At 64.4% G+C, this 21,965-nt stretch carries 23 protein-coding genes; 15 read left to right on the top strand and 8 right to left on the bottom strand.

Features of this window, described 5'->3' with window-relative positions:
* Positions 1-53 precede the first annotated feature (53 nt).
* From ACV1FX_RS05030 to ACV1FX_RS05060, 7 genes are all read left to right on the top strand, one after another.
* On the top strand, positions 54-242 hold the full coding sequence (locus tag ACV1FX_RS05030; RefSeq protein WP_473116452.1) for a hypothetical protein: 189 nt from the start codon (positions 54-56) through the stop codon (positions 240-242).
* Between the two features lie 17 nt (positions 243-259).
* Positions 260-1,021, top strand: a complete 762-nt coding sequence (locus ACV1FX_RS05035; RefSeq protein WP_473116453.1) for a hypothetical protein — start codon at positions 260-262, stop codon at positions 1,019-1,021.
* Between the two features lie 178 nt (positions 1,022-1,199).
* Positions 1,200-4,607 (top strand): CHAT domain-containing protein, encoded by a 3,408-nt coding sequence (locus ACV1FX_RS05040; RefSeq protein ID WP_473116454.1) that lies wholly within the window; start codon positions 1,200-1,202, stop codon positions 4,605-4,607.
* Positions 4,591-5,079, top strand: coding sequence for a hypothetical protein (locus tag ACV1FX_RS05045; protein ID WP_473116455.1), 489 nt, complete (start codon positions 4,591-4,593; stop codon positions 5,077-5,079). The genes ACV1FX_RS05040 and ACV1FX_RS05045 overlap by 17 nt, the downstream gene beginning before the upstream one ends.
* Before the next feature lie 4 nt (positions 5,080-5,083).
* On the top strand, positions 5,084-5,281 hold the full coding sequence (locus ACV1FX_RS05050; RefSeq protein ID WP_473116456.1) for a hypothetical protein: 198 nt from the start codon (positions 5,084-5,086) through the stop codon (positions 5,279-5,281).
* A 2-nt stretch (positions 5,282-5,283) separates the two neighbouring features.
* Complete coding sequence (locus ACV1FX_RS05055) at positions 5,284-6,048, top strand: hypothetical protein (protein ID WP_473116457.1); 765 nt, start codon at positions 5,284-5,286, stop codon at positions 6,046-6,048.
* Positions 6,049-6,204: 156 nt separating this feature from the next.
* The gene (locus ACV1FX_RS05060; protein ID WP_473116458.1) at positions 6,205-6,504 is read left to right on the top strand and encodes a hypothetical protein; all 300 of its coding nucleotides are present in this window, start codon (positions 6,205-6,207) and stop codon (positions 6,502-6,504) included.
* Here ACV1FX_RS05060 and ACV1FX_RS05065 read toward each other — a convergent pair.
* On the bottom strand, positions 6,501-6,899 hold the full coding sequence (locus tag ACV1FX_RS05065; protein WP_473116459.1) for a hypothetical protein: 399 nt from the start codon (positions 6,897-6,899) through the stop codon (positions 6,501-6,503). The two genes, ACV1FX_RS05060 and ACV1FX_RS05065, sit on opposite strands and share 4 nt — an antisense overlap.
* 245 nt (positions 6,900-7,144) lie before the next feature.
* Between ACV1FX_RS05065 and ACV1FX_RS05070 the strand changes: the two genes are divergently transcribed.
* Genes ACV1FX_RS05070 through ACV1FX_RS05095 form a run of 6 tightly spaced genes read left to right on the top strand, consistent with a single transcriptional unit; the run spans position 7,145 to position 12,899 of the window.
* Complete coding sequence (locus ACV1FX_RS05070; RefSeq protein ID WP_473116460.1) at positions 7,145-8,074, top strand: TauD/TfdA dioxygenase family protein; 930 nt, start codon at positions 7,145-7,147, stop codon at positions 8,072-8,074.
* Between the two features lie 28 nt (positions 8,075-8,102).
* Positions 8,103-9,158 (top strand): ABC transporter substrate-binding protein, encoded by a 1,056-nt coding sequence (locus ACV1FX_RS05075; RefSeq protein ID WP_473116461.1) that lies wholly within the window; start codon positions 8,103-8,105, stop codon positions 9,156-9,158.
* A 23-nt stretch (positions 9,159-9,181) separates the two neighbouring features.
* Complete coding sequence (locus tag ACV1FX_RS05080) at positions 9,182-10,048, top strand: ABC transporter ATP-binding protein (RefSeq protein ID WP_473116826.1); 867 nt, start codon at positions 9,182-9,184, stop codon at positions 10,046-10,048.
* Positions 10,041-10,916 (top strand): ABC transporter permease, encoded by an 876-nt coding sequence (locus tag ACV1FX_RS05085; protein ID WP_473116462.1) that lies wholly within the window; start codon positions 10,041-10,043, stop codon positions 10,914-10,916. Before ACV1FX_RS05080 ends, ACV1FX_RS05085 begins: the two co-directional genes overlap by 8 nt.
* 43 nt (positions 10,917-10,959) lie before the next feature.
* Positions 10,960-12,582, top strand: a complete 1,623-nt coding sequence (locus ACV1FX_RS05090; protein WP_473116463.1) for an FAD-dependent oxidoreductase — start codon at positions 10,960-10,962, stop codon at positions 12,580-12,582.
* Positions 12,579-12,899: a 4Fe-4S binding protein gene (locus ACV1FX_RS05095; RefSeq protein ID WP_473116464.1), complete on the top strand. Its 321-nt coding sequence runs from the start codon at positions 12,579-12,581 to the stop codon at positions 12,897-12,899. Before ACV1FX_RS05090 ends, ACV1FX_RS05095 begins: the two co-directional genes overlap by 4 nt.
* A gap of 32 nt (positions 12,900-12,931) precedes the next feature.
* Here ACV1FX_RS05095 and ACV1FX_RS05100 read toward each other — a convergent pair whose 3' ends face one another.
* The 5 genes from ACV1FX_RS05100 to ACV1FX_RS05120 form a co-directional block, all read right to left on the bottom strand.
* Positions 12,932-13,354, bottom strand: a complete 423-nt coding sequence (locus ACV1FX_RS05100) for a GAF domain-containing protein (protein ID WP_473116465.1) — start codon at positions 13,352-13,354, stop codon at positions 12,932-12,934.
* 25 nt (positions 13,355-13,379) lie between these two features.
* A complete protein-coding gene (locus ACV1FX_RS05105) occupies positions 13,380-13,622 on the bottom strand; it encodes a hypothetical protein (RefSeq protein ID WP_473116466.1) in 243 nt (80 codons plus the stop codon).
* Between the two features lie 99 nt (positions 13,623-13,721).
* A complete protein-coding gene (locus ACV1FX_RS05110; protein ID WP_473116467.1) occupies positions 13,722-14,306 on the bottom strand; it encodes a DUF1254 domain-containing protein in 585 nt (194 codons plus the stop codon).
* Positions 14,303-14,881 carry a DUF1214 domain-containing protein gene (locus ACV1FX_RS05115; RefSeq protein WP_473116468.1) on the bottom strand — a complete coding sequence of 193 codons (579 nt, stop codon included), beginning with the start codon at positions 14,879-14,881 and terminating at the stop codon, positions 14,303-14,305. The genes ACV1FX_RS05110 and ACV1FX_RS05115 overlap by 4 nt, the downstream gene beginning before the upstream one ends.
* Positions 14,882-14,890: 9 nt before the next feature.
* Positions 14,891-17,170, bottom strand: coding sequence for a transglycosylase domain-containing protein (locus ACV1FX_RS05120; protein ID WP_473116469.1), 2,280 nt, complete (start codon positions 17,168-17,170; stop codon positions 14,891-14,893).
* Positions 17,171-17,464: 294 nt separating this feature from the next.
* Between ACV1FX_RS05120 and ACV1FX_RS05125 the strand changes: the two genes are divergently transcribed.
* Together ACV1FX_RS05125 and ACV1FX_RS05130 are read left to right on the top strand one after the other, a co-directional pair.
* A complete protein-coding gene (locus tag ACV1FX_RS05125) occupies positions 17,465-17,980 on the top strand; it encodes a YcgN family cysteine cluster protein (protein WP_473116470.1) in 516 nt (171 codons plus the stop codon).
* A 183-nt stretch (positions 17,981-18,163) separates the two neighbouring features.
* Complete coding sequence (locus ACV1FX_RS05130) at positions 18,164-19,753, top strand: MDR family MFS transporter (protein WP_473116471.1); 1,590 nt, start codon at positions 18,164-18,166, stop codon at positions 19,751-19,753.
* Between the two features lie 6 nt (positions 19,754-19,759).
* Here ACV1FX_RS05130 and ACV1FX_RS05135 read toward each other — a convergent pair whose 3' ends face one another.
* Positions 19,760-21,436 (bottom strand): alpha/beta hydrolase, encoded by a 1,677-nt coding sequence (locus ACV1FX_RS05135; RefSeq protein ID WP_473116827.1) that lies wholly within the window; start codon positions 21,434-21,436, stop codon positions 19,760-19,762.
* A 138-nt stretch (positions 21,437-21,574) separates the two neighbouring features.
* The gene (locus ACV1FX_RS05140; protein WP_473116472.1) at positions 21,575-21,964 is read right to left on the bottom strand and encodes a response regulator; all 390 of its coding nucleotides are present in this window, start codon (positions 21,962-21,964) and stop codon (positions 21,575-21,577) included.
* Position 21,965 lies beyond the last annotated feature (1 nt).

The raw sequence follows: 21,965 nt of genomic DNA on the forward strand, positions 1-21,965 counted from the left end.
GGCACCCATGTTGTGAGGACCGTTCGGTCGCGCGGCAATAGAAGAGAGCTGACATGGGGACGATCATCGAATTTCCGGCCGGTCGCCGGCTGGGCTCATCGGGGGATGTCGCTCCGCTCGCAGAGACGGGGACGGTGTTGATCCTTCCCGTGATCCGCATCGAGCGTGAATCGGACGGGACCAGCGGCGGTCGTGGGCCGGAAGAGGGCACTGCGCCAGGGCGCCGCCGTCGGCGCCGCTAGTCACCGGCTGCCGTGCAATGCCGGACCCACACCACAAGATCCGGTGTTTTGCATCGGCCCTGCTGCTCGCGCTGACCGGCGCGACGCTGGGTGCCTGTAGCGGCGGCGATTTCGGCCGCACCCGCGAGGACATGCGCAGCGACGACATGCACCGTTGGCTGGGTGCCGAGGTGACGGGCAGCCTTGGTCTCAAGGCTTCCCAATTCCAGCTCACCGACGAGGAGCGCCAGCTTCGCGACCTCGCCTATCCCATGATCGAGCCGCCGCTGTCGCGTCCCGCCTGGAAGAGCGTATTCGGCGACTACAAGGCGTTGCCGTCGCCCTGGCAGCAGAAGGTCGTGTTCGACCGCACCATGTACGGCCGCACCCTGATCGACGAGCCGCACCGTTCGCATTCCTCGCGTTATGCGCAGCTCATCGAGGACGTGCGCAACGACATCACGCGGTTCGAGCCGTTCTTCGCCAGCGCGATCCGCGTCATCGATCTCGACAAGAAGCGCAACGCCAGCATGGCGCGCGTCTCCGAGCTCTCGCCAAGAGAGAAAGAGGATGCGGTGGCGCGCATGCAGGAGAATTCGCTGATCGTCCAGTGGGTGCAGCAGTGCCTCGAGCAGCGCGTCTCGTCCTATCGCTGGGCGCTGGAGCGGCTGGTGATTCAGGCGCCCGACGGCATGGCGGCGGATGCCGACCGCCTGATCGGCGAGCTCGCCGCGCAGACTGCAAATCCCCCGGTCGCTGCCCAGCCGCCCTATGGCCGCGCGGTGGCCGTCCGCGGCTAGGACGAACCGGGCCGGTTCCGTCCGGACAGCGGTGCGCCGCAGCAGCGAACCGGGCAGCCTCGAACCTTCGTCGGATAGATTTGTGCTTGTCCGGCTAGCGCCGATATCGATAGATTGCGTGTGTTAGACGTGTCGATTTTTGACCAATTCTTTCAACATGCGATCAGGGGCTCCGGCCATGTTCGAAAGCCATTTCATTCGCATTTTGCCTTATGGCGTTCGCCAACTGCTTCCAGCCGCTCTCCTCCTGGCCTCGACGGGCGCAAGCTTTGCGCTGACGCAGGAGGCGGCGATCGAGAACTGCCGGATGACCATCGGCAAGCCGATCGTGCAGGCCTGCATGCGCGCGGGAGGCGGGCCGGCGGGTGGCGCCAATCTCGAAGCCTGTCGCGCCAGGGCTAAGCCACAGGTCCGTGCTTGCGTGATTGCCGCCTTGAACGCGGCGAACGGCCGCGCCAATGTCGCGGTGGAGGCGCCGAAGGAGGAGGCGCCCAAGCTCGTGCCGGGCACGGCACTACCGAAGGGCTTCATTGCACCGCCGCGGACCATCTCCGATATCACCGCGATACTCGATAGCGAAAAGCCGAACGATAAGCTGATCGCGGAGCTGAAGGCGGACGCGGATTCGACACCGACGGGGAAGGAGTCTCGCGAGGATCTCGCCCAGTTCTATTTCGACCGCGCCAATGCCCGCTCCCAGCTCGGGCGTCTCGCCGAATCCACTGTCGATGCCAACAAGGCCGTGGAAGTGGGCCGCGGGGCCGTCAGCCCAAGCATGATGGGGCGATTGTTGCAGTTGCAGTCGGTGCAATACGCGCTCGCAGGCGATCCCAAGCGCGCGCTGGAGATCATTCAACAGCTCTTGCGCCAGACGCTCAGCGTGCCGGGCGCGAAAGGATATCAGTTCAACGCAAACCGCTCGGTTGCGTCCATTCTCGTTCAGATGGGTGATATCGCGCAGGCGGAAGCCTATTTGCGTCGCAGCCTGACGGGGATTCAGGAGGCGCGCACTAGTGGGCTTCCTGGTTGGCGAGCGTCCTATGCAAAGTTCGGCCAGACCTGGGAGGGTGAAATCGAGATTACCCGCGGGGTAATATTCGAGGCACGGGGGCAGTTTGCCGAAGCCGAGGCCGCCTATCGCGCCGCGGAGCTGCGTAAGAGCGCCGGTAACAAAGCGGTATTGGAGTCGGACAACCCGCCTGCAGAGACCCTGCTGCTGCAGGTGGTCGACAGCATGGTGTTGAATCAGGCGCGTATGAAGGCAAGGCAGGGCAGACTGGCTGAAGCTGAGGTCGATGCCCGCCGGGCGCTGCTGTCACGGCTGAAAGATACCGGCAAATACAATCCGGTGACGCCACGCTTTGTCATGGGCCTCGCCGGCATCCTGGTCGAGGAAGGCCGGTATGAGGAGGCCGAGCAGCTCGGCCGCGTCGCCGTCGAGATCAACAAGACGGTCGGCGTGCCCGAGGATTCGCAAGCTACCGTCGGATTGCTCTCGCAGCTTGCCGGCATGCTGGCGCTGCGGCGCAAGACACCTGAAGCGAACGAGATCTATGCGCGGATCGACAAGGCGGTCGCCAACTGGGATCCGCAGCGCCGCCAGGTGTTCGAGCTCAACCCGTCGCGCATCCTGTCGCTCTATGCCTCCGGCCAGGTCGATGTGGGCATCGCTGCGGCCGAGCAATTGGTGAAGAAGCAGGTCGCTCGGGTCGGCGAGAATCATTTCGACGCCGCCTCGGCGCGTGGGACGCTGGCGATCGGCTTGATGCGGGCGCGCCGCGATGCGGAGGCGATCCGCGAGTTCAAGGCCGCGATCCCGATCATGATGGCGAATGCGCGCGAGAACGCTGACGACGAGAATACGACCGTGGTGGCTGCGCGCAGCCTGCGCCTGCAAGGGACTGTCGAGAATTATTTCCTCCTGCTCGCACGGGCCGAGGGAACGAGCAACGAGGTTGGCGAAGAGACCTTCAGCCTTGCCGATGCCATCCGAGGTCGCTCGGTCCAGCAGGCGTTGGCAGCTTCCAGTGCGCGCGCGGCGGCGAAAGACCCGGCGCTCGCCGATCTCGTCCGCAAGGAGCAGGACCTGACCAAGCAGGTCAACGCCCAGCTCGGCACGCTCAACAACGTGCTTGCGATTCCCTCTGCCGATCGCGACGAGAAGGGCGTGCAGCAGATCCAGGCCTCGATCGCAACCTTGCGCCGCGACCGCGACAAGGCGCGCCTGGAGATCAAGCAGAAGTTTCCGTCTTACGCCGATCTGGTTTCGCCCAAACCGCCGAGCGTCGCTGAAATTCGCGCGACGCTGGCGGACAACGAGGCGATGCTGTCGTTCTATTTCGGCCAGAACGGCAGCTTCGTCTGGGCCGTGCCCAAGACGGGTCCGGTGGCTTTCGCCGCGGTCAAGGCCAGGATCGGCGACATCGAGACCAAGATCCGCAAGCTGCGCGAGGCACTCGAGCCGCAGGCGGCAATGATCTCGGACATTCCTCCGTTCGACCTCAAGCTCGCCTATGAGCTCTACGAGCTCCTGCTGGAGCCGGTCGAAAGCGGCTGGAAGCCGGCCAAGAACCTGATCGTCGTCACCAACGGTGCGCTCGGCCTGCTGCCGCTTTCATTGTTGCCGACGGCGCCTGCGGAGGTTTCGCAGGATGATGACCCGCTGTTCGTCGGCTATCGCAACGTACCATGGCTCGCGCGCACCCACGCGGTGACCACGGTGCCATCGGCGGCGGCGTTGCGGACGCTGCGGCAATTGCCGCCCGGCAAGCCCGGACGCAGCGAGCTGGTGGCGTTCGGCGATCCCTATTTCAACAGGGATCAGCAGGCCGAGGCGGAAGGTACCGACGCCAAGGTCCAGGTTGCGGATGCCGGCGGTAATTTGACGCGCGGCGTGCCCTTGAAGCGGCGCAACAGTCCGAAGCTCGACGGCGTCGATAGCGCCGAGCTCGGGCTGCTGCCCCGGCTGCCCGATACCGCGGACGAGCTGAAGTCGATCGCGCTTGCCTTGCAGGCCGACCCGTCGAAGGTCCTGTTTCTCGGCAGCAAGGCGACGGAGAGCGCGGTCAAGACCATGAACCTCTCCGGCTTCAAGATTCTCGCCTTTGCGACCCACGGCCTCGTGCCGGGCGAGCTCAACGGCTTGACCCAGCCGGCGCTGGCCTTGTCGTCTCCGGCGGTGACGGGCGAGGAGGGGGATGGCCTCCTGACCATGGAGGAGATCCTCGGCCTCAAGCTCGATGCCGACTGGGTCATCCTGTCGGCGTGCAACACCGGCGCCGGAGCAGGCGCCGGCGCCGAGGCGGCCTCTGGACTTGGCCGTGCCTTCTTCTACGCAGGCACGCGTGCGCTACTCGTCACGAACTGGTCGGTGCATTCGCAATCGGCGCGGCAATTGGTGACGGACCTGTTCAAGCGACAGGCAGACGATGCAAAGATCGGACGAAGCGAGGCGCTGCGCCAGGCGATGATGGCTCTCGTCGACGGCCCGGGTTATCTTAACAGCGAAGGCAAGACTGAATTTGCCTACGCACATCCGCTGTTCTGGGCGCCGTACACCATCATCGGCGATGGCGGCGCGCGTTGAAGGCCAGCGTAGGAGGTTGAGCGAAGTGACGATGCGGAAGATCTGGTTGGGGCTTGTTGCGGCAGGCATCCTGCTTGCGGGTAGGGCGCAGGCGACGCAATTGATTACGGAAGAGGAGGCCAAATTGCCGCCGCCGAAGGGCGCCGTTGTGGCCGACCGGCGCGGCATTTTGCGCGGACCGAAGGTGGAAGTGGTCTCGCCCAGCGATGCCGCCAGTTCGCCGCTCAAACTGCAACTGAAGTTCGAGTCGTTCGGCGGAGCGAAGATCGATCCCGACTCCGTCAAGGTGACCTTCCTGCGCTCGCCGAACGTGGACCTGACCGCGCGGGTCAAGCCGTTCATCCAGGCCGACGGCATCAATATGCAGGACGCCGAATTGCCGCCGGGCGAATATCTGGTTCGGGTCGACATCAAGGACAGTGACGGCCGTCCTGGCACCGTGAGCTTCACCCTGAAAGTCGCGCCGAAATGAAGCGATGAAGTGTCCCTATTGCCAATCGGAGAATGTCGAGGGCGCGCTGGTCTGCGCGTCCTGCGCCCGCGACATCGCCATTCCCGCCACGTTGATCGCCGAACGCGACGATCTCCTGCGCAAGCGCGACCAGCTTCGTGACGCGTTGCGGAGCGCCAGAGCGGAGATCGAGGCGATCATGAGCCGCAGGAAGTCGCGCTGACGATGGAGTGTCCGTTCTGCGCCGAGACCATCAAGGATGAGGCCATCGCGTGCAAGCACTGCTCGCGGGACCTGCGCGTCGTGCGCCCGATGCTCGCCGAGATAGACGAGATCGTCGGCGACCTCGACCGGCTCAGGCGTGATCTCGACCGCGTCGGCGCCAGGCTCGAGCGCTACACCAACCCCGTGCGGTACTTTTCGACCCACGCGGTTCTCTATGTCGTCATTCCCGCGCTGCTACTGGTCACCGCGCACGTCCTCGTCACCATCACCTTCAACATCTCGCCGTTGCCCCTCCGCCTGGCGTCGATCGTTGTACCCCTCCTGTTCGGCCTCATCGCCTATCCGCTGCACCGGGTCTCCCTGATCGGCGCGCTGGTGCTGGGTGTGCTGTGCGCTGCGCTCAGCATTCAGTTGATGCTGACGGTGACGGGTATTCACGACCGCGTCCCGATCCTTCCCGAAGTCTGGGTCGAGTGGCGCGAGGTCTTCGAATATGGCGCGAGCATCCTGCTCGCCTTCCTGTCCGGCAACATTTTGGGCGTCGTGATCTTCCAGGTGTTGCCGCGGGTGCTGACGCAAGGCGGCAAGCCCAACGCCTTCGCCTTCAGGATCGCGCGCCTTCTCGGCCAGCACGTCGGCGAGGAGCAATTGCGCCGCAGGGCGCGCCTGATCCAGGACCTCATGCAGACCGTCGGTCCGCTCGTCGGTGTCGCCGCCACGGCGGTCGGCTCGATCTATGCCGGGTTGAAGGGGATCCTTGGATAGGCGGAGAAAGGGGCAGAGTTGTTGCCGCTTGCCAGGCCTGAACCAATGACCGGTCGGTGAAGACAAACGGTCATCGAGATCGCATTGAGAATAGCCGCTCAAACGCCGCTCGATACAAGCCTCTTGGATATCTCACATCATGATGGAGGTAGTCCCATGCCGATCGTGCAATTTGCTCGTTTCAAAACCGACAAGCCCGAGGAAATGACCAGGATTGTCAGGCAGGCGAAGAAAATCTTCGAGAAACACGGCGCCGAATTTCTCAGGCTGTCCCGTTTCCACACTGGTCACTGGGCAGGAGAGCTACTGGTGACGACGCGCTATGCCAATTGGGAAGTCTACGGCAAAGTGCAGGAAGCCGTGGCAAAGGACGCGGAGTTCGCGCAAGTGATGGCTGACGGGATGAAGATTGCGGAACTACAGGGTCGCAACATCGCCGTGAGCATCGATCTCTAGTCGGGGCGCCACCGAGCGAACCAGGATTGCAAGGCCGCCGGACATGCGCCGGCGGCCTTTTCAATTCCGGCGCAGATGTCGATGAAATGAATTTGCGTTGTTGTGCGCGAGGCGAGCATGAAGCTTGTGAGCTCATCCTCGATCGGAGACGAGTGCGTTCGCGCGGGTGAGGGAAGTGAGTGAAACAAGCTGTTTTGCAGGATCGATTGGCTCGATTTGTCGGCACTCGCGCGGGTGAAACGCTCAATCGGGCGGCAATCATCACAATTTTTTCGCGCTCGTAGCGCCGACGAAGCGATCATTGCTCGCCGCAGAAAACAAAGCTGGTTTCGTTTCATTGACTGAACCGCGATCGCTTTTACCATCTGGAACGTCCAAGCGAGGTCGTTCACCATGTGGCAATCCGATCCACTCGTCGTTCGCGAAGCAGCCCGGCTGATCTCGGCTTTGTGTGCGCCGCGCTGCGCTGAGACGATGGCGGAGAGCTGTACCGCCGGGATCCGTGCGCGACGGACCATCTAGTCCGGTCGCCGACGCGATCCCCAGGGACCAAAAGCCAAGAAACCGTCGATCATTCTCCGCGCGCGCGACCGGCGCATGGCGGAGCTTTGTCCAGAATTCACAACGAGAGGCCACGATCATGAGCAATACGACCACTATCGACAATTTCATTCCGCGTGCTGACATCATCAAGCGTGCGGCCAGGCTCGGTGCCGAAATCAAGAACGTCAAGCTGTCCGGCGATCTGTCCGATGACGTCATTCGCGCCATCAACCAGATTCTCCTCGAGCACAAGGTCATCTTCTTCCGCGACCAGGGACATCTCGACGACGCCGAGCAGGAGCGCTTCGCCGTCAGGCTCGGAAAGCTGATTCCGCATCCGACGGTCGGTGCGATCAAGGGAACGTCGTCGATCCTGGAACTGGACTCCGGCCGCGGCGGCGGCCGTGCCGACCAGTGGCACACGGATGTCACCTTCGTCGACGCCTATCCGAAAATCTCGGTGCTGCGCGGCGTGGTGATCCCGCCCTATGGCGGCGATACGGTGTGGTCGAACACGGCGGCGGCCTATCTGGACCTGCCCGAACCGCTGCGCAAGCTTGCCGACGAGCTCTGGGCAATCCACAGCAACGCCTATGACTATGCCGTGAAGACGCGTGCGACGGAAGCGGACCGGAAGCATTTCGACGAGGTGTTTACCGGGACGATCTACGAGACCGAGCATCCGGTGGTGCGCGTTCACCCCGAGACGGGCGAGCGCACGCTTGTGCTCGGCAATTTCGTCCAGCGTTTCGTCGGTCTGCCGAAATATGACGGCCAAAAACTGTTCGATCTGTTCCAGTCCCATATCACCGCGCCGGAAAACACCGTGCGCTGGACCTGGCAGGCCGGTGACGTCGCGATCTGGGACAATCGTGCGACCCAGCACTACGCGGTCAATGACTATGGCGATCAGCATCGCGTTGTTCGCCGGGCCACCATCGACGGCGAGGTGCCGCTCAGCGTCGATGGCCGTCGCAGCGTGACGCGCATCAAGACGTCGAAACCGCAGACGGCGAAGGCCGCCTGATCCCGCATCATCGACAGGATTTGCCAGCATGAATTCTCTGATTCGATTTGTTCGCGCGCGGCATCTCGCCGCGCGCAGAGCGGCGCGGCTCTTGACCGCGGGCGCCTTGACGCTCGGCCTCGCAGCTCCGGCCTTCGCCGAGCCGCCGCTCGAGAAGACCGAGATCCGCTACCAAGGCTGGGCCGGGCAGGCGACGTTCATCGAGCTCGCCGACGACCTCGGCTATCTCGCGCCGCTGAAGCTCAAATGGGTTGGCAATACCATCAGCGGACCGCAGGACATCCAGGCCGTGGTCACCGGCGATATCGACATTGGCGGCGCCTTCTACGGGGCGATCCTCAAGCTGATCGCGGCCAAAGCTCCGATCAAGGCTGTGGTCGGCTACTACGGATCCGACGACAACACCTACAATGGCTACTTCGTGAAGGACGATGGTCCGGTCAAGACGGCGCGCGACCTGATCGGCAAGAAGGTCGCGGTCAATACGCTCGGCGCGCATCTGGAGTTCGTTCTTCGCGAATATCTCGCCCGCAATGGCCTGAGCGCAAGCGAGGCCAAGCAGGTGACGCTGGTGGCGATCCCGCCGGTGAGCGGGGAACAGGCGTTGCGCCAGGGCCAGGTCGAGGTGAGCACGCTCAGCGGCATCTTGCGCGACAAGGCGCTCGAGCGCGGCGGCATCCACCCGCTGTTCAAGGACACCGATCTGTTCGGCCAGTTCACCGGTGGCTCCTATGTGCTGCGAGACAAGTTCATCAGGGACAATCCCGAAGCATCCCGCAGGCTGATCGAGGGCATTTCGCGCGCGATCGCATGGGCGCAGACAACGCCTCCGGAGGAGGTGCGCGCCCGGTTCGAACGCATCATTGGCGAGCGCAAGCGCAATGAGGATGTCGCTCCGATCAAATACTGGAAGAGCACCGGCGTTGCATCCAAGGGTGGATTGATCTCGGACGCCGAGATCCAGGTGTGGATCGACTGGCTAGAGAAGGACGGCCTGTTCAAGCCGGGGCAGATCAAGGCCTCCGATACCTACACCAACGCGTTCAATTATTTCCGTCCGGGCAAGACGGCGGAGGCGCGATGAGCCAAGTCAAAAGCGACGTCAAAATCAGTCCCGTCAAGATCAGCTTCGAGCACGTCCGCAAGGAATTCGTGACGCGAGGCGAGGGGGGCGGTCCGGCGGACCGCTTCACCGCACTCGAGGACGTCACACTCGATGTTCGCGCCGGCGAGTTCCTGGCTTTGGTCGGCCCGAGTGGCTGCGGCAAATCGACGTTGCTCGATTTGCTCGGCGGACTGGCGACACCGACCAGCGGCCGCATCCTGCTCGACGGACGGCCGATCACCGGACCCGGCCGCGACCGCGGCATCGTGTTTCAGCAATATGCGCTATTTCCCTGGCGCACCGCCGCCGAGAATGTCGAGTTCGGACTCGATATCGCAGGGCTCAAGGCCACGCGGCGGCGCGAGATCGCGCGGCATTTCCTCGATCTGGTCGGCTTGTCCGGCTTTGCCAGCCGTTATCCGCACGAATTGTCCGGCGGGATGAAGCAGCGCGTCGCGATCGCGCGAAGCCTCGCCTACGATCCGGAGGTGCTGTTGATGGACGAGCCGTTTGCCGCGCTCGACGCGCAGACGCGCGAGACGCTGCAGGGCGAGCTGCTGCGGATCTGGCGCGCCACCGGGAAGACCATCATCTTCATCACCCACGGCATCGACGAGGCCGTCGTGCTCGGCCAGCGTGTCGCGGTGATGACGTCGCGCCCGGGCCGCATCAAGCAGGTCATCGACATTCCGATGTCGTTGCGCAGCGAGGTCGACGACGTGCGTGCGCTGCCGGAGTTCGGCCATGTGCGGCACGAGGTCTGGAGTCTGCTTCGCGAAGAGGTGCAGAAGGCGCAGCAGGGACAATTGGGCGTCGTTTCCATTGCGGGGCGCGTCGACCGTGAGGTGAAGGAGGTTGCCCATGTCTAGTTTGGAGACGCTGACGCTGCTGGAGTTGGCCCATGGGCGTCGGAAGCCATTGTCCAGCGCGGACTATCGGTCGTCGCCGATCGCCAATGGGCTTCGTGCGATCGTGCGTGGGCTCGCCGCGTTCGGACACCGCTCCCTTCTGCTCATCATTTTGTTGTCGGTGTGGGAGGCGGCCCCGAGGTCCGGGGTAGTCGATCCGGTGTTCCTGCCGCCGTTCTCGGAGGTGATCGCCGCCGGCTGGCAGCTCGCGCAAAGCGGCGAGCTGTATGACGACGTGTCGGCGAGCTTGCTGCGCGCCCTCAGCGGGTTTCTGATCTCGGTCGCGTTGATCGTTCCCCTTGGCCTCGCCGTCGGCTGGTATGCCCGGCTCGGCAATCTCCTGAACCAGTTCATTGAGATCTGCCGCAACACTGCGCCGCTGGCGTTGTTGCCGGTGTTCATCCTGCTGCTCGGTATTGGCGAGATGTCGAAGATCACCATGGTGATCTATAGCTGCGCCTGGCCGCTGCTGCTCAACACCATCGCCGCGGTGAAGCAGGTCGATCCGCTTCTCATCAAGTCGGCGCGGACGATGGGCGCGAGGCCGCGGCAACTATTTCGCAAGGTGATCCTTCCGGCGGCGCTTCCGACCATCTTCGTCGGCATTCGTCTCGCAAGCGCCTCGGCCATGCTGGTGCTGGTTGCCTCCGAAATGGTCGGTGCCAAGGCGGGGCTCGGCTATCTCATCATCAATAGCCAGTACAGCTTCCTGATTCCGCAGATGTATTTCGGCATTTTGGGCATCACGGTCATCGGGCTGGCGTTTAATGCCGTCCTTGAGGCCCTGGAGCGGCGCTTCATGCGGTGGAAGGCACCCGTCGCGGCATGAGCGCGCGGGCCGATTGCAATCATTCGAACTGGGGATGTCATCAATGACCAACCAAATCCGTCGCGCCGAGCGCAGATCAGCGCCGGCCGGATCCGTCGAATATGATGCCGACGTGCTGGTGCTCGGCGGTGGACCCGCGGGCACCTGGGCTGCGGTGAGCGCGGCCGAGCGCGGCGCGCGCGTCGTGCTTGCGGACAAGGGGTTTTGCGGCACGTCGGGCGCCACGGCTGCGGCCGGCACCGGCGTCTGGTACGTCGATCCCGTACCGGCGCAACGCGAGGCGGCCATGGCCGGTCGCGAGAAGCTCGGCGGCCATCTCCAGGATCGCCGCTGGATGGCTCGCACGCTTGATCTCACCTACCAGCAGAGCAATCGCCTCGCCGATTGGGGCTATCCCTATCCCGTCGATGACAACGGCAAGTCGCAGCGCAACTCGCTGCAAGGTCCCGAATATATGCGGCTGATGCGCAAACGGACCAAGCAGGCCGGCGTCACCATTCTCGATCACAGCCCGGCGCTCGAATTGCTGGTGGATGAGTCAGGTGCTGTTGCCGGCGCGAGCGGCTTGCGGCGGCAAAAGCAGGATCGCTGGACGGTGCGCGCCAAGGCGGTGGTGATCGCAACCGGCGGCTGTGCGTTCCTGAGCAAGACCCTGGGATCGAACGTGCTGACCGGCGACGGCTATCTGATGGCCGCGGAAATCGGTGCCGAGTTCAGCAGCATGGAGTTCTCCAACCCTTACGCAATCTCGCCGGCGTTCGGCTCCGTGACCAAGACACTGTTCTACGGCTGGGCCACCTTCACCCATGAAGATGGTAGCGTGGTTCAAGGCGCTGCATCCAAGGGCGGCCGATCGGCGATTGCCCGCGCGCTGCTTGAGGGGCCGGTTTATGCCCGACTCGACAAGGCCGATGAGGACGTGCAGCGGCACATGCGTGTGTCGCAGCCGAACTTCTTCCTGCCGTTCGACCGCACCGGTATCGACCCGTTCAGGGAAAGCTTTGCGGTGACGTTGCGGCTGGAAGGCACCGTTCGCGGCACCGGCGGTCTGCGCATCGTCGACGACACATGCGCCACCAGCGTGCCGGGACTCTATGCGGCGGGCGATGCGGCGACGCGCGAATTGATCTGCGGTGGCTTCACCGGCGGCGGCAGCCACAACGCCGCCTGGGCGATGTCGTCAGGGACTCTTGCCGGGCAGGGCGCCGCCGCCTACGCGAGGCATGCCGGTGGTGCCGAGCGGAGACTATCGTCGGCGGGAACCATCGGGTTTCGCAACCGCTCGCGGCGGCCGTTCGAACCGGCGGCGCTGGCGAAGGCCGTCCAGGATGAAGTCTTCCCGTATGAGCTGAACTATTTCCGCGAGGCATCGCGGCTGAATGGCGCGCTCGCGCGCCTTGACGCCGCATGGCGCGACGCATCGGAAGCGGATGCAGCCGGCGCGGCCGATGTGCTGCGCGCACGTGAAAGCGCGGCGATGCTTGCGACCGCGCGGTGGATGTATCGCAGCGCGCTCGCGCGTCAGGAAAGCCGCGGCATGCATCGCCGCGACGATTTCCCCGATCTGGATTATCGCCAGCGCCACTACGTGACCACGGGCGGTCTCGACGACGTCTGGACCGCGATCCGGCCGCATGCCGAGGCCTTTGCGGAGGCCGCGGAATGATCGAGGTCATCGATAACGAACGCTGCACGTCCTGCGACATCTGCGTCAACGTGTGCCCGACCAACGTGTTCGACAAGACGGACGGTGTCCCGGTGATCGCGCGGCAGAGTGATTGCCAGACCTGTTTTCTCTGCGAACTCTATTGTCCCGAAGATGCGCTTTATGTCTCGCCTTTCGCGGATGAGAGTCAGCAAGTCGACCTTGTTGCTCTCAAGCAGGCCGACGCGCTGGGCAGCTATCGCCGCGCCGTCGGCTGGACCGAAGACACCGGGGATCGCCGGAACGGCGACCGCAGCTATCTGCTCTTCGGGCATTGAGTCGGCTCAACCTGCGCCGGCCGATGCGCGCATCAATGGCTTGAGATGATCTTGGCCGCAGTCCGCGAGAGAAGGGACGCAAACTCGAGATCACGTGCCTTGGCTTCTGTCGGAGCGACGTGGTACATCGCGAAAGTTCCCAAAACCCTTCCGTTCGCTTCAACGGGAAATGACCAACAGGCGCGGTAGCCGAACTTGTTCGCCAGCCAATTCCATTCACTCCAGCTTGGATCCTCCGTGACGTCCGGCGTAATGACGGCACGTCGCTTGGCGGCTGCCAAGCCGCATGCCAGCGATGCGGAGCCGATCCCAAATCCATCGACATAGCGCGCATAGTCTTTCGTCATACCCGTGAGATGGTAGAGCGCGGTTCCTTGGGGATTGGCCAGATAGAAAGCTGCTCTCGCATCTCCATTAGCCTGTTCCACAGCCGCGTGAACGAGAACCCCGAGCAAATCCGGTAGTGCAACTCGGCTACCTTCACCGACGGCGATCTTGCCTATTCCGGCGGTCTCGAATGATCCTGTAGGCCGAGGCGTGCTGCAGCGCATCAAGCTGAGATGCCATGGCGCGCCATTGGCCGGCCAATTCCCGCAGAGTATGGGCGGTCATCCGATCGGTGGCCTTATCAGCCATCGCCTCGCACAGCTCAGCTTTCGTCGTCATTTCGTTGGCGCATAACATGATCGCCAATGACTTGGAGCCAACGGCGTTCCAATCCATGGCCTTTGCGAACCGGGCAAATCAGGTCCGTTCTCCGGCACGCGGCTACTGTGCATGGGGTTGTTTTCCAGATTTTCGATAAGGGCCGCGACTGTCCGCTCACCGTCGTCCGCGCGGGGCGTCGGCCTTGGCGGGCGCGTCGGTCTGCGGCGCGCAGGTGGCGGCGGCAAGCGAAGCCTGCGCCTGCGGCATCAGGCCGGGCTCGGCCGCAAGCGCCTTCATCACGATCAGGCCGGTCGCTGTCGGGGAATCGATGATCAGCCGGTCGGCCGCGGTGACTTCCTCGTCCTCGGGCAACGCGTTGTGCTGGGCTTCCGTCATCAGGTCGAGTTCGATCACCTTCTTGCCGGCGGAGCGATCGTTGATCGCGTAATAGGCGATCTCGTTGCGGGTGTAGAAGGACACCGAGGTGTAGGACTGGCTCACCGGCACCTGCAGCTTCAAGGGGCCGCCCGACAGGTCGTAGCGGCAGATCGCCAGCGCAAAGGCCGGGTCCATGAACGGCATCGGCGAGGTGTTGGGATCCGCGAGCGGCAGCTGCGTGACCGCGTTCTCCGTGGTCATCGGCGTCAGCCGCGAATAGGCATCCTGGGTCGCAATCCGCGGCAGCGCCAGCACGCTGACGAGGTGGACGATGAGGCCGAGCAGGATGCCGGCAAGGATCGTGAAGGCGAGCCGGATCATGGGCAGCCCACCGTTGCGATCTGTGGCATCGGTGCGTCGCGTTGGGTGCGTGTGGCAACGCCCACGGGCGTATCGTAGAGGCGGAGCATCAACGCATAGCGCTCGATGCCACCGGTCGGCAGCCAGTTGCCCGCGCGGGAGCGCGAGGCGATGTGGATCTCGAACGAGCCGTCTGACAGCCGGACGATCTCCTGGCTGGTGAAGCCGTAGCGCTGCAGCGAGTTGGCGACGAGATGGCCCTTGCGGTCGTAGAGCGTCAGCGTCCAGAACCGCGCCGGCGGGGTCACGCCGGAGACCACGATGTCACAGCGGCCGTCGAGCGCCTTCTTCTTGTCGTCGGTGGTCGCCGTGAACGCCACGCCGTCGCCGGTGCCGATCGGCAACTCGCCGTTGCGCACGATGGTGGCGCGCGAATAGGGGTCTACGTCGGCCGTGCCGGTGCGCGGCCGCGCGGTCCATGCGCCGATGGTGAGCGCGCCGATGTCGGTGCCGCGTGTCGTCGTCATCCAGGTCGCGCCGACACCGACCGCGGTCGCGAGCAGGAGGGCCGTCAATGTGATGATGATCAGCCGCACGGGATCAGGTCAGTTCTTGCGCGGGCCGGACGAGGTCGCGTTCTCCTCCGCCGCATAGTTCTGCGGGAAGGCGAGCGCGCTCGACGGCGAGGCGGGCTTGGCCGGCTTTGCCGTATCGTCGGACGTCGTCTTGGTCGCGGTTTTGGCGGCGTCGTCGAGCATCTTTTCCACCCGCACCAGGATGTCGGCGCCGCGCTTGGTCAGGACCGGCGGCGGACCGGGCTTGGTCTCGAGCACTTTTGGCGCCGCACTGGCCTGCGCGTTGGCCTCCTTCGGCTGCGGCGGCAGCTTCTGGCCCATGCCGATGCCGGGAATCTCGCGGACCTCCACGCCCTGGTGGGCGGCGACCATGATGTCGTGCCAGGTCTGCGCCGGCAGCGAGCCGCCGGTCATGCGGTTGGTCGGCGAGTAGTCGTCATTGCCGTACCAGACCGCGCAGGTGAAGTTGCCGGTGTAGCCGACGAACCAGGCGTCGCGATAGGCATTGGTGGTGCCGGTCTTGCCCGCGGTCGGAATGCCGTCGAGCGCGGCGCGGCGCGCGGTGCCTTCGCTGACGACATGGCTCATCATGCCGGCCATGTCGGCGGCGATGTTCGGCGGAATGGCCTGCCGTGGCTTCGGACCGTCGCGGTCCCAGCGCCAGACCAGATCGCCGGCGCCGGTGCGCACTTCCAGCACGGAGTGGGGCGTCACCGCCTTGCCGCGGTTGGGGAAGGTCGCATAGGCCACCGCATGCTCGAGCACGGTCACTTCGTCGGAGCCGATCGGCAGCGACGGCGTGTCGGGCAGCGGCGCCTTGATGCCGAAGCGGCGGGCGACCTCGACGATCTTGGCGCGGCCGGCCTTCGGTCCGTCCTTGCCGCCGAGGGCGATCGACAGTTTCACCGGCACGACGTTGATCGATCGAGTGATGGCCTGCGTCAGCGTCACCGAGCCGGAATAGGAGTGGCCATAGTTCTGCGGGCACCAATTGCCGATGCAGACCGGGCCGTCGACAACTTTCGAGTTCGGCGTGAAGCCGTTCAGCAGCGCCGTCGTATAGACGTAGGGCTTGAACGAGGAGCCGGGCTGGCGATAGGCGTCGGTCGCGCGATTGAACTGGCTTGCGCCATAGTCGCGGCCGCCGACCATGGCGCGGATGCCGCCGTCGAGATCGGAGACCACGGTCGCGGCCTGCGTCGCGTGATAGTCGCGGCCGAACTGGCGGAGCTGGTTCTCGATCGCCTCTTCGGCGGCCTTCTGCACGTTGGTGTCGATCGCGGTGCGGACCACGAAGACACGCTCGGTGTAGGATTTCGGGAAGGTGTCGACGAGCTTGCGCATCTCGTCGAAGGCGTAGTCGAGATAGTAGTTCGGCGAGGCCTCGTCGCGGCGGTCGACCGCGAAGGCCGGGTTGCGGCGGGCGCCGAACACCTGACCCTCGGTCATGAACCCTGCATCGACGAGGTTGTCGAGCACCACGTTGGCGCGGGCGCGGGCCGCGGGCAGGTTGATGTGGGGCGCGTATTTGGTCGGGGCCTTGAACAGGCCGGCGAGCATGGCGGCTTCCGCAAGCGTCACATCGCGCGCCGACTTGTTGAAGTAGAAATGCGCCGCGCCGTCGACGCCGAACGTGCCGCCGCCCATATAGGCGCGGTCCAGATACAGCTTCAAAATCTCGTTCTTGGTCAGCCGCCATTCCAGCCAGACCGCGAGGAAGGCCTCGTTGATCTTGCGCTCGATGGTGCGCTCGTTGCTCAGGAACAGGTTCTTGGCGAGTTGCTGGGTGATCGAGGAGCCGCCCTGGCGGACGCCGCCGGCCTGGGCGTTGGTGACGAGGGCGCGGGCGGTACCGGCGATGTCGATGCCGAAATGGTCGTAGAAGCGGCGGTCTTCGGTCGCGAGCGTCGCCTTGATCAAGACGTCCGGAAAGTCTTCCAGCGGGATGGAGTCGTTGTGCTTGATGCCGCGGCTGCCGATCGGGTTGCCGTACCGGTCGAGGAAGGTCACCGCGAGGTCGGATTTCTTCAGCCAGTCCTCGTCCGCCGTCTCGCGGAAGGCGGGGATGGCGAGGGTGAGCAGCAGCACGAGCCCGCCGAGGCCGAGGGTGGCGGCCTCCGACAGCGGTTCGATGAATACCCAGCGCTTCCACCGCCCGACATAGAAGCGGTCCATGAAGGTGGAGTAGCGCTCGTAGAGCTCGCGGATGCCCTTGGCCGAGGAGAACAGCGAGGAATCGATGCGCGCATCGAGATCCAGGAAGAAATTCCGGACCTTGCTCTTCCAATGCGGTGGTATGATCTGGCGCACCTAGAACCCTTGAGGCTCGGTTCGAAAGCGTTCAAACACCCGGCCGGGGCGGCATCGGGACGTCTTGCGGGACTGTTGCGGCAAACCCAAGGCGCCCAATTGCGTCCTTTGGGGGACTCGCAGGTTGTTCTAGCCGAGCGGGGACCATAAACCAATGGTCACGCTCGCGATTTTGAACGACAGGCCTAATTGGCCCCGCATGTTTACGGAACGTCCGCGACGCTGCTTGCAGCGCCATCGGCGCGCGCCCTAGATGGGTTGGCCGATTGTCTTGTGAAACCAGTTGAAGGCGCAATGACCACAGCTCCCAAACGACCTTCAAACCAGGAGGGATTCTTCTGGAAAACCAAGACATTGGAGCAAATGTCTGAGGCTGAGTGGGAAAGCCTTTGCGACGGCTGCGGCCGCTGCTGCCTGAACAAGCTCGAGGATGAGGACACTGGGGACATCTATTTCACCCATGTCGGCTGCAAGCTGCTCGATGCCGGCACCTGCGCCTGCAAGGACTACGCGAATCGGTCGGATAAGGTGCCGGACTGCGTCCGCCTGACGCCGGCCAATGTCCGCACCCTGAACTGGCTGCCGCCGAGCTGCGGCTACAAACTGGTCGCGGAAGGGCGTGATCTCTATTGGTGGCATCCGCTGATTTCAGGCGATCCCAATACCGTGCATGAGGCGGGCGTCTCCGTGCGCGGCAGGGTCGAGGGCAGCGAGGACGAGATTCCGGATGAGGAGCTCGAGGACCATATCGTCGAGTGGCCGGCGCTCCTGCCGAAGCGGGCGCGGCTGAAGCGGCGTCCGAAGGACTGATAAAGGCTGACAAGGCCCGACCTCCGTTCCCGATTCCGAACCGATCACGTCTTCGGGATGACGCGGGTGCGGGATGCTCCCATGCGTCGAGGTGCCTGCCTCGACGCAGATTTGCTGCGTACATTGCGATTCATAGAACGATTCCATCGCGGCGTTGCGCTGCAACCAAGAACTACGTCTGAAATGAACAAGTTTGCACGGCAGAGCCATCAACCTGCCGACATCGGGCCATTGCCCGACGACATCGCCGAAGAGCTCTCCCGCCTTCCGACCGAGGTCTTGAGCGTCGACGACGCCCCCTCCATCGCTTCGCCGGCGGCCCTGACCACGGACGAGGTCCGCACCATCGTCATCAGCCTGATGCTGACGATGTTCCTGGCGGCGCTCGACCAGACCATCGTGGCGACGGCGCTGCCGACCATCGGGCGCCAGTTCCGCGACGTCTCCAACCTTTCCTGGGTGATTACGGCCTATCTGCTGGCCGGCACCGCCGTGGCGCCGGTGTTCGGCACGCTCAGCGACATCTACGGCCGCCGCGCCATGCTCATCACTTCGCTCAGCCTGTTCGTGGCGGGCTCGATCCTGTGCGCGGTCGCGCCGAACATGCCGATGCTGATCCTGGCGCGCGGTCTCCAGGGGCTCGGTGGCGGCGGCATCATGCCGGTGGTGCAGACCGTGATCTCCGACGTGGTCAGCCCGCGCGAGCGCGGCCAGTACCAGGCCTATTTCTCCAGCGTCTGGATGGTCGGCGGTATCCTCGGCCCCGTGATCGGCGGCGTGTTTGCCGAGCATCTGCACTGGTCGATGATCTTCTGGATCAACCTGCCTCTCGCAGCCGCAGCGCTCGCGCTGCTGTTGCCGAAGATGGGCAAGATCCCGGTCTTCCATCGCAAGCGAAAGGTCGATTGGTTCGGCGGCGTCCTGCTGATGGCGTCCGCGGTTGTCTTCATGCTGGTCCTGACCTGGGGCGGCACGCGCTATCCCTGGCTCTCGCCGACCGTGATTGCGATGGTCGGGGGCGCTGTCGCGCTCGCCGTGACCTTCGTGTGGCACGCGTGGCGCGCCGACGAGCCTTTCCTGCCTTTGCCGCTGCTCAGCGGAACGGTTGCGCCTTACGCGCTCACCGCCGGCGGCTGTGCGCTCGGTGCGATGACAGGCCTCACCGTGCAGCTGCCGCTCTACTACGAGTCCGTCTACCATCTCAGCGCCAGCGAGGCGGGACTCGCGCTCATTCCGCTCGCGGCGGTCTCGACCTGCGGCGCGGCCATTGCCGGCCGCACCATGGCGCGCGCGAAGCACTATAAGCGTGTCGCCGTCGTCGGCACCTCGTGGGCAGCTCTGTGCGGACTGGGTCTCACATTCTCCACGTTGCCGCTGTGGGCTCTTTTGGTCTTGATGGCAGCGTTCGCGCTTGGCCTCGGTACGACCTTCCCGGTCTGCGTGGTCTCGCTGCAGAATTCGGTCGCCCGAGCCCAGGTGGGCACCATCACCGGCGCGATGAACTTTTTCCGCTCGCTGATGTCCTCGTTCACGGTCGCAGCGTTTGCCGCGGTCCTGCTGATCTCGCTCGGCGCCGACATCCCGCTCGCCGGCGAGCATCATGGCCATGGCGCGATCAACGTGATTCCGTCGGCCGACATGATGATGGCGTTCCGCTACGTCTTCGGAGCAGCCGCCGCGATGATGGCGCTTGCCTCGCTCTGCCTGATTCTTATGGAGGAGCGGCCGCTCGCAGGACCGGTGAGCGCGCAGCCTGTCGAGATGGCGGAGTAGGGAGCCTCATCCGCCGCGATCTGCGTAAGGGTTGTCATCCGTGCTACGCTCGGCCGCCTTCCGCGCTGTCGCCGCAAGATGGTCCTTCAACCGCGCAAGCGCCTCCGCAGACCAGTCCTGGACATCGGTCACGGCGACCCAGGCATCGACGTAATGCTCGGGCGCATAGACATGGCCAAAACCCATCGGCGTGTTGGTCGCCACCGCCATGTCGAGGGCGAGCTGGAGCATCGTGACGACGGGGTACCAGCGCAGCTCCGGCGAGACGTCCGGACCGCGCGGCGCATTCAGCCAGGCTGGCGCGCGGTAGGCATCGTGATAGTCGAACAGCACGATCGGATCGCTGGCATATTGCAGATAGACGACGCGCAGCGCACCCCAGGGCGCATCCGCCGGCACCGTCGATCCGTTCTGGTTCATGAAACGTATGAAGCGGCCGTCGCGAAATTCCGGCAGCCAGGCCGGCGAGCTCTGGTTGCGGTTTGCGGTGACTGAGCGCCAGATCCGGCTCTCGAACGGTGGGCCGCTCCACAGCGCACCGGCAATGGGATCGCCGATCGTCTCGAACAGCTCCGCGGATTTCTCCGAGTTCATGGCGCCGAGGCTAAGACCATGCAGGTACAGTTTGGGTCGCTTGTCCCTCGGCAAGGTCGTCCAGTAGCCGTAAACTTCCGAGAACAGTGCGCGCGCGGCTTCCGCGCCGTATTCGGGTTGAAACAACAGCGACAGCGGACTGTTGAGATAGGAATACTGCATCGCGACGCTGGCGACATCGCCGTGGTGGAGGTATTCGACCGTGCCCATCGCGGCGGGGTCGATCCAGCCGGTGCCGGTCGGCGTGATGACGATCAGGATCGCGCGCTCGAAGCCGTGCTGGCGCTTGAGCTCGTCCAGCGCGAGTCTGGCACGCGCTTGGGCCGTATCGCGTGCACCGAGACCGACGTAGACGCGCACGGGCTCCAGCGCGGGCCGTCCGGTGAAGCCGCTGATCTCCGCCGCGGTCGGTCCCGAGGCCACGAATTCACGCCCCGCACGCCCGAGCTCATTCCATTTCACCAGCGATGCAGCGCTTCCCGTCTTCCCAGGCGCCGTTGGCTGCGGCCGCTCCGGCTCGAGCAGGGCGTCGAATTCGCGGAAAGATGAATCGAGTGCGCGGAAGGTCGTGCGTATCAGGAGATTGTTGGCGAGTGACCAGAACAGGAGCGCCGCAACCAGCACGCCGAGGACGTTTGCGATTTTTCTCGGGATGAGACGACTTTTGCGCGCGGCCAGGAAGCGAACGACAAGCACGAACAGCCGCCCCAACGCCAGGAGCACGAGGAACGTGAGCAGCGCGATGGCGCAGACCTTGAACGGATGGGCGGTTTCGACCGGCGCCATCTTCATGACGGCCCGGATCGAGTTCTGCCACTCGGCGGCCCGCCCGAGATAAATGATCGCGACGAGCAGGCACCCGGTCGCGACCAGCGCGTTGGCGGTCGATCGCACGCGCGAGGAGGGCTCGGGCAGCTCAAGATAGTGCCACAGCCAGCGCCAGAGGATGCCCGCTGCGTAGCCGATCGCAAAGCAGGTACCGGCGAGCGCGCCTTGCGTGAGATAGCTCCGCGGGATCAGCGTCGGCGTGAGCGAAGCCGCGAAGAACAGCGCGCCCAGCATGAGGCCGACGCCGGACAGCGACAGCATCTGCCGCCGGATAAGCCACGCCAGATTTTTGACAGCAACAGCCACCGCGCGACAACTTTCCTCAATCGGGCGACTATCGCACAATCGGACCTGATCGCAACCGAGGTGGGGGAGCGGCGGTTCCGGCAGCGTGAGAGCCTATCCCGCTTGCGCGAGCCGCGCGTCGATTTCCTCGCGCAGCACGCTGAAGTCGATCGGCTTGGTCAGGAGACCGGTTGCGCCGCTCGCAAGCGCCTTGCGTCGGGTGTCGGCATCGCCATAGGCCGTGATCATGATGACCGGCACCTCCGGCCGGATCTCCTTCACCTTCGGCAGCAATTCGAGCCCGCTCATCCCGGGCATGTTGATGTCGGAGAGGATGAGGATCAGCGACTGCCCGATATTGCTCGCGATGCGCGACAGTGCGTCCGCCGCCGAACTGGCAAAGTCCATTACAAAGCGCTGGGCGCGGAGATCACGACGAAACTGCTGGCGGAACAGTGCCTCCACGTCGGGCTCGTCATCCACCACAAGAACCATCACGGTCACG

The organism is Bradyrhizobium ingae (genome assembly GCF_055791185.1).

Coding starts and splice junctions, on each gene's coding strand:
- ACV1FX_RS05050 (WP_473116456.1), top strand. CDS start 5,084: ATGAAGTGTCCCTATTGCCAATCGGAGAATGTCGAGGGCGCGCTGGTC.
- ACV1FX_RS05075 (WP_473116461.1), top strand. CDS start 8,103: ATGAATTCTCTGATTCGATTTGTTCGCGCGCGGCATCTCGCCGCGCGC.
- ACV1FX_RS05110 (WP_473116467.1), bottom strand. CDS start 14,306: ATGATCCGGCTCGCCTTCACGATCCTTGCCGGCATCCTGCTCGGCCTC.
- ACV1FX_RS05065 (WP_473116459.1), bottom strand. CDS start 6,899: ATGGTGAACGACCTCGCTTGGACGTTCCAGATGGTAAAAGCGATCGCG.
- ACV1FX_RS05085 (WP_473116462.1), top strand. CDS start 10,041: ATGTCTAGTTTGGAGACGCTGACGCTGCTGGAGTTGGCCCATGGGCGT.
- ACV1FX_RS05135 (WP_473116827.1), bottom strand. CDS start 21,436: ATGCTGTCGCTGTCCGGCGTCGGCCTCATGCTGGGCGCGCTGTTCTTC.
- ACV1FX_RS05130 (WP_473116471.1), top strand. CDS start 18,164: ATGAACAAGTTTGCACGGCAGAGCCATCAACCTGCCGACATCGGGCCA.
- ACV1FX_RS05125 (WP_473116470.1), top strand. CDS start 17,465: ATGACCACAGCTCCCAAACGACCTTCAAACCAGGAGGGATTCTTCTGG.
- ACV1FX_RS05095 (WP_473116464.1), top strand. CDS start 12,579: ATGATCGAGGTCATCGATAACGAACGCTGCACGTCCTGCGACATCTGC.
- ACV1FX_RS05035 (WP_473116453.1), top strand. CDS start 260: ATGCCGGACCCACACCACAAGATCCGGTGTTTTGCATCGGCCCTGCTG.
- ACV1FX_RS05105 (WP_473116466.1), bottom strand. CDS start 13,622: ATGGATTGGAACGCCGTTGGCTCCAAGTCATTGGCGATCATGTTATGC.
- ACV1FX_RS05090 (WP_473116463.1), top strand. CDS start 10,960: ATGACCAACCAAATCCGTCGCGCCGAGCGCAGATCAGCGCCGGCCGGA.
- ACV1FX_RS05040 (WP_473116454.1), top strand. CDS start 1,200: ATGTTCGAAAGCCATTTCATTCGCATTTTGCCTTATGGCGTTCGCCAA.
- ACV1FX_RS05060 (WP_473116458.1), top strand. CDS start 6,205: ATGCCGATCGTGCAATTTGCTCGTTTCAAAACCGACAAGCCCGAGGAA.
- ACV1FX_RS05045 (WP_473116455.1), top strand. CDS start 4,591: ATGGCGGCGCGCGTTGAAGGCCAGCGTAGGAGGTTGAGCGAAGTGACG.
- ACV1FX_RS05030 (WP_473116452.1), top strand. CDS start 54: ATGGGGACGATCATCGAATTTCCGGCCGGTCGCCGGCTGGGCTCATCG.
- ACV1FX_RS05055 (WP_473116457.1), top strand. CDS start 5,284: ATGGAGTGTCCGTTCTGCGCCGAGACCATCAAGGATGAGGCCATCGCG.
- ACV1FX_RS05070 (WP_473116460.1), top strand. CDS start 7,145: ATGAGCAATACGACCACTATCGACAATTTCATTCCGCGTGCTGACATC.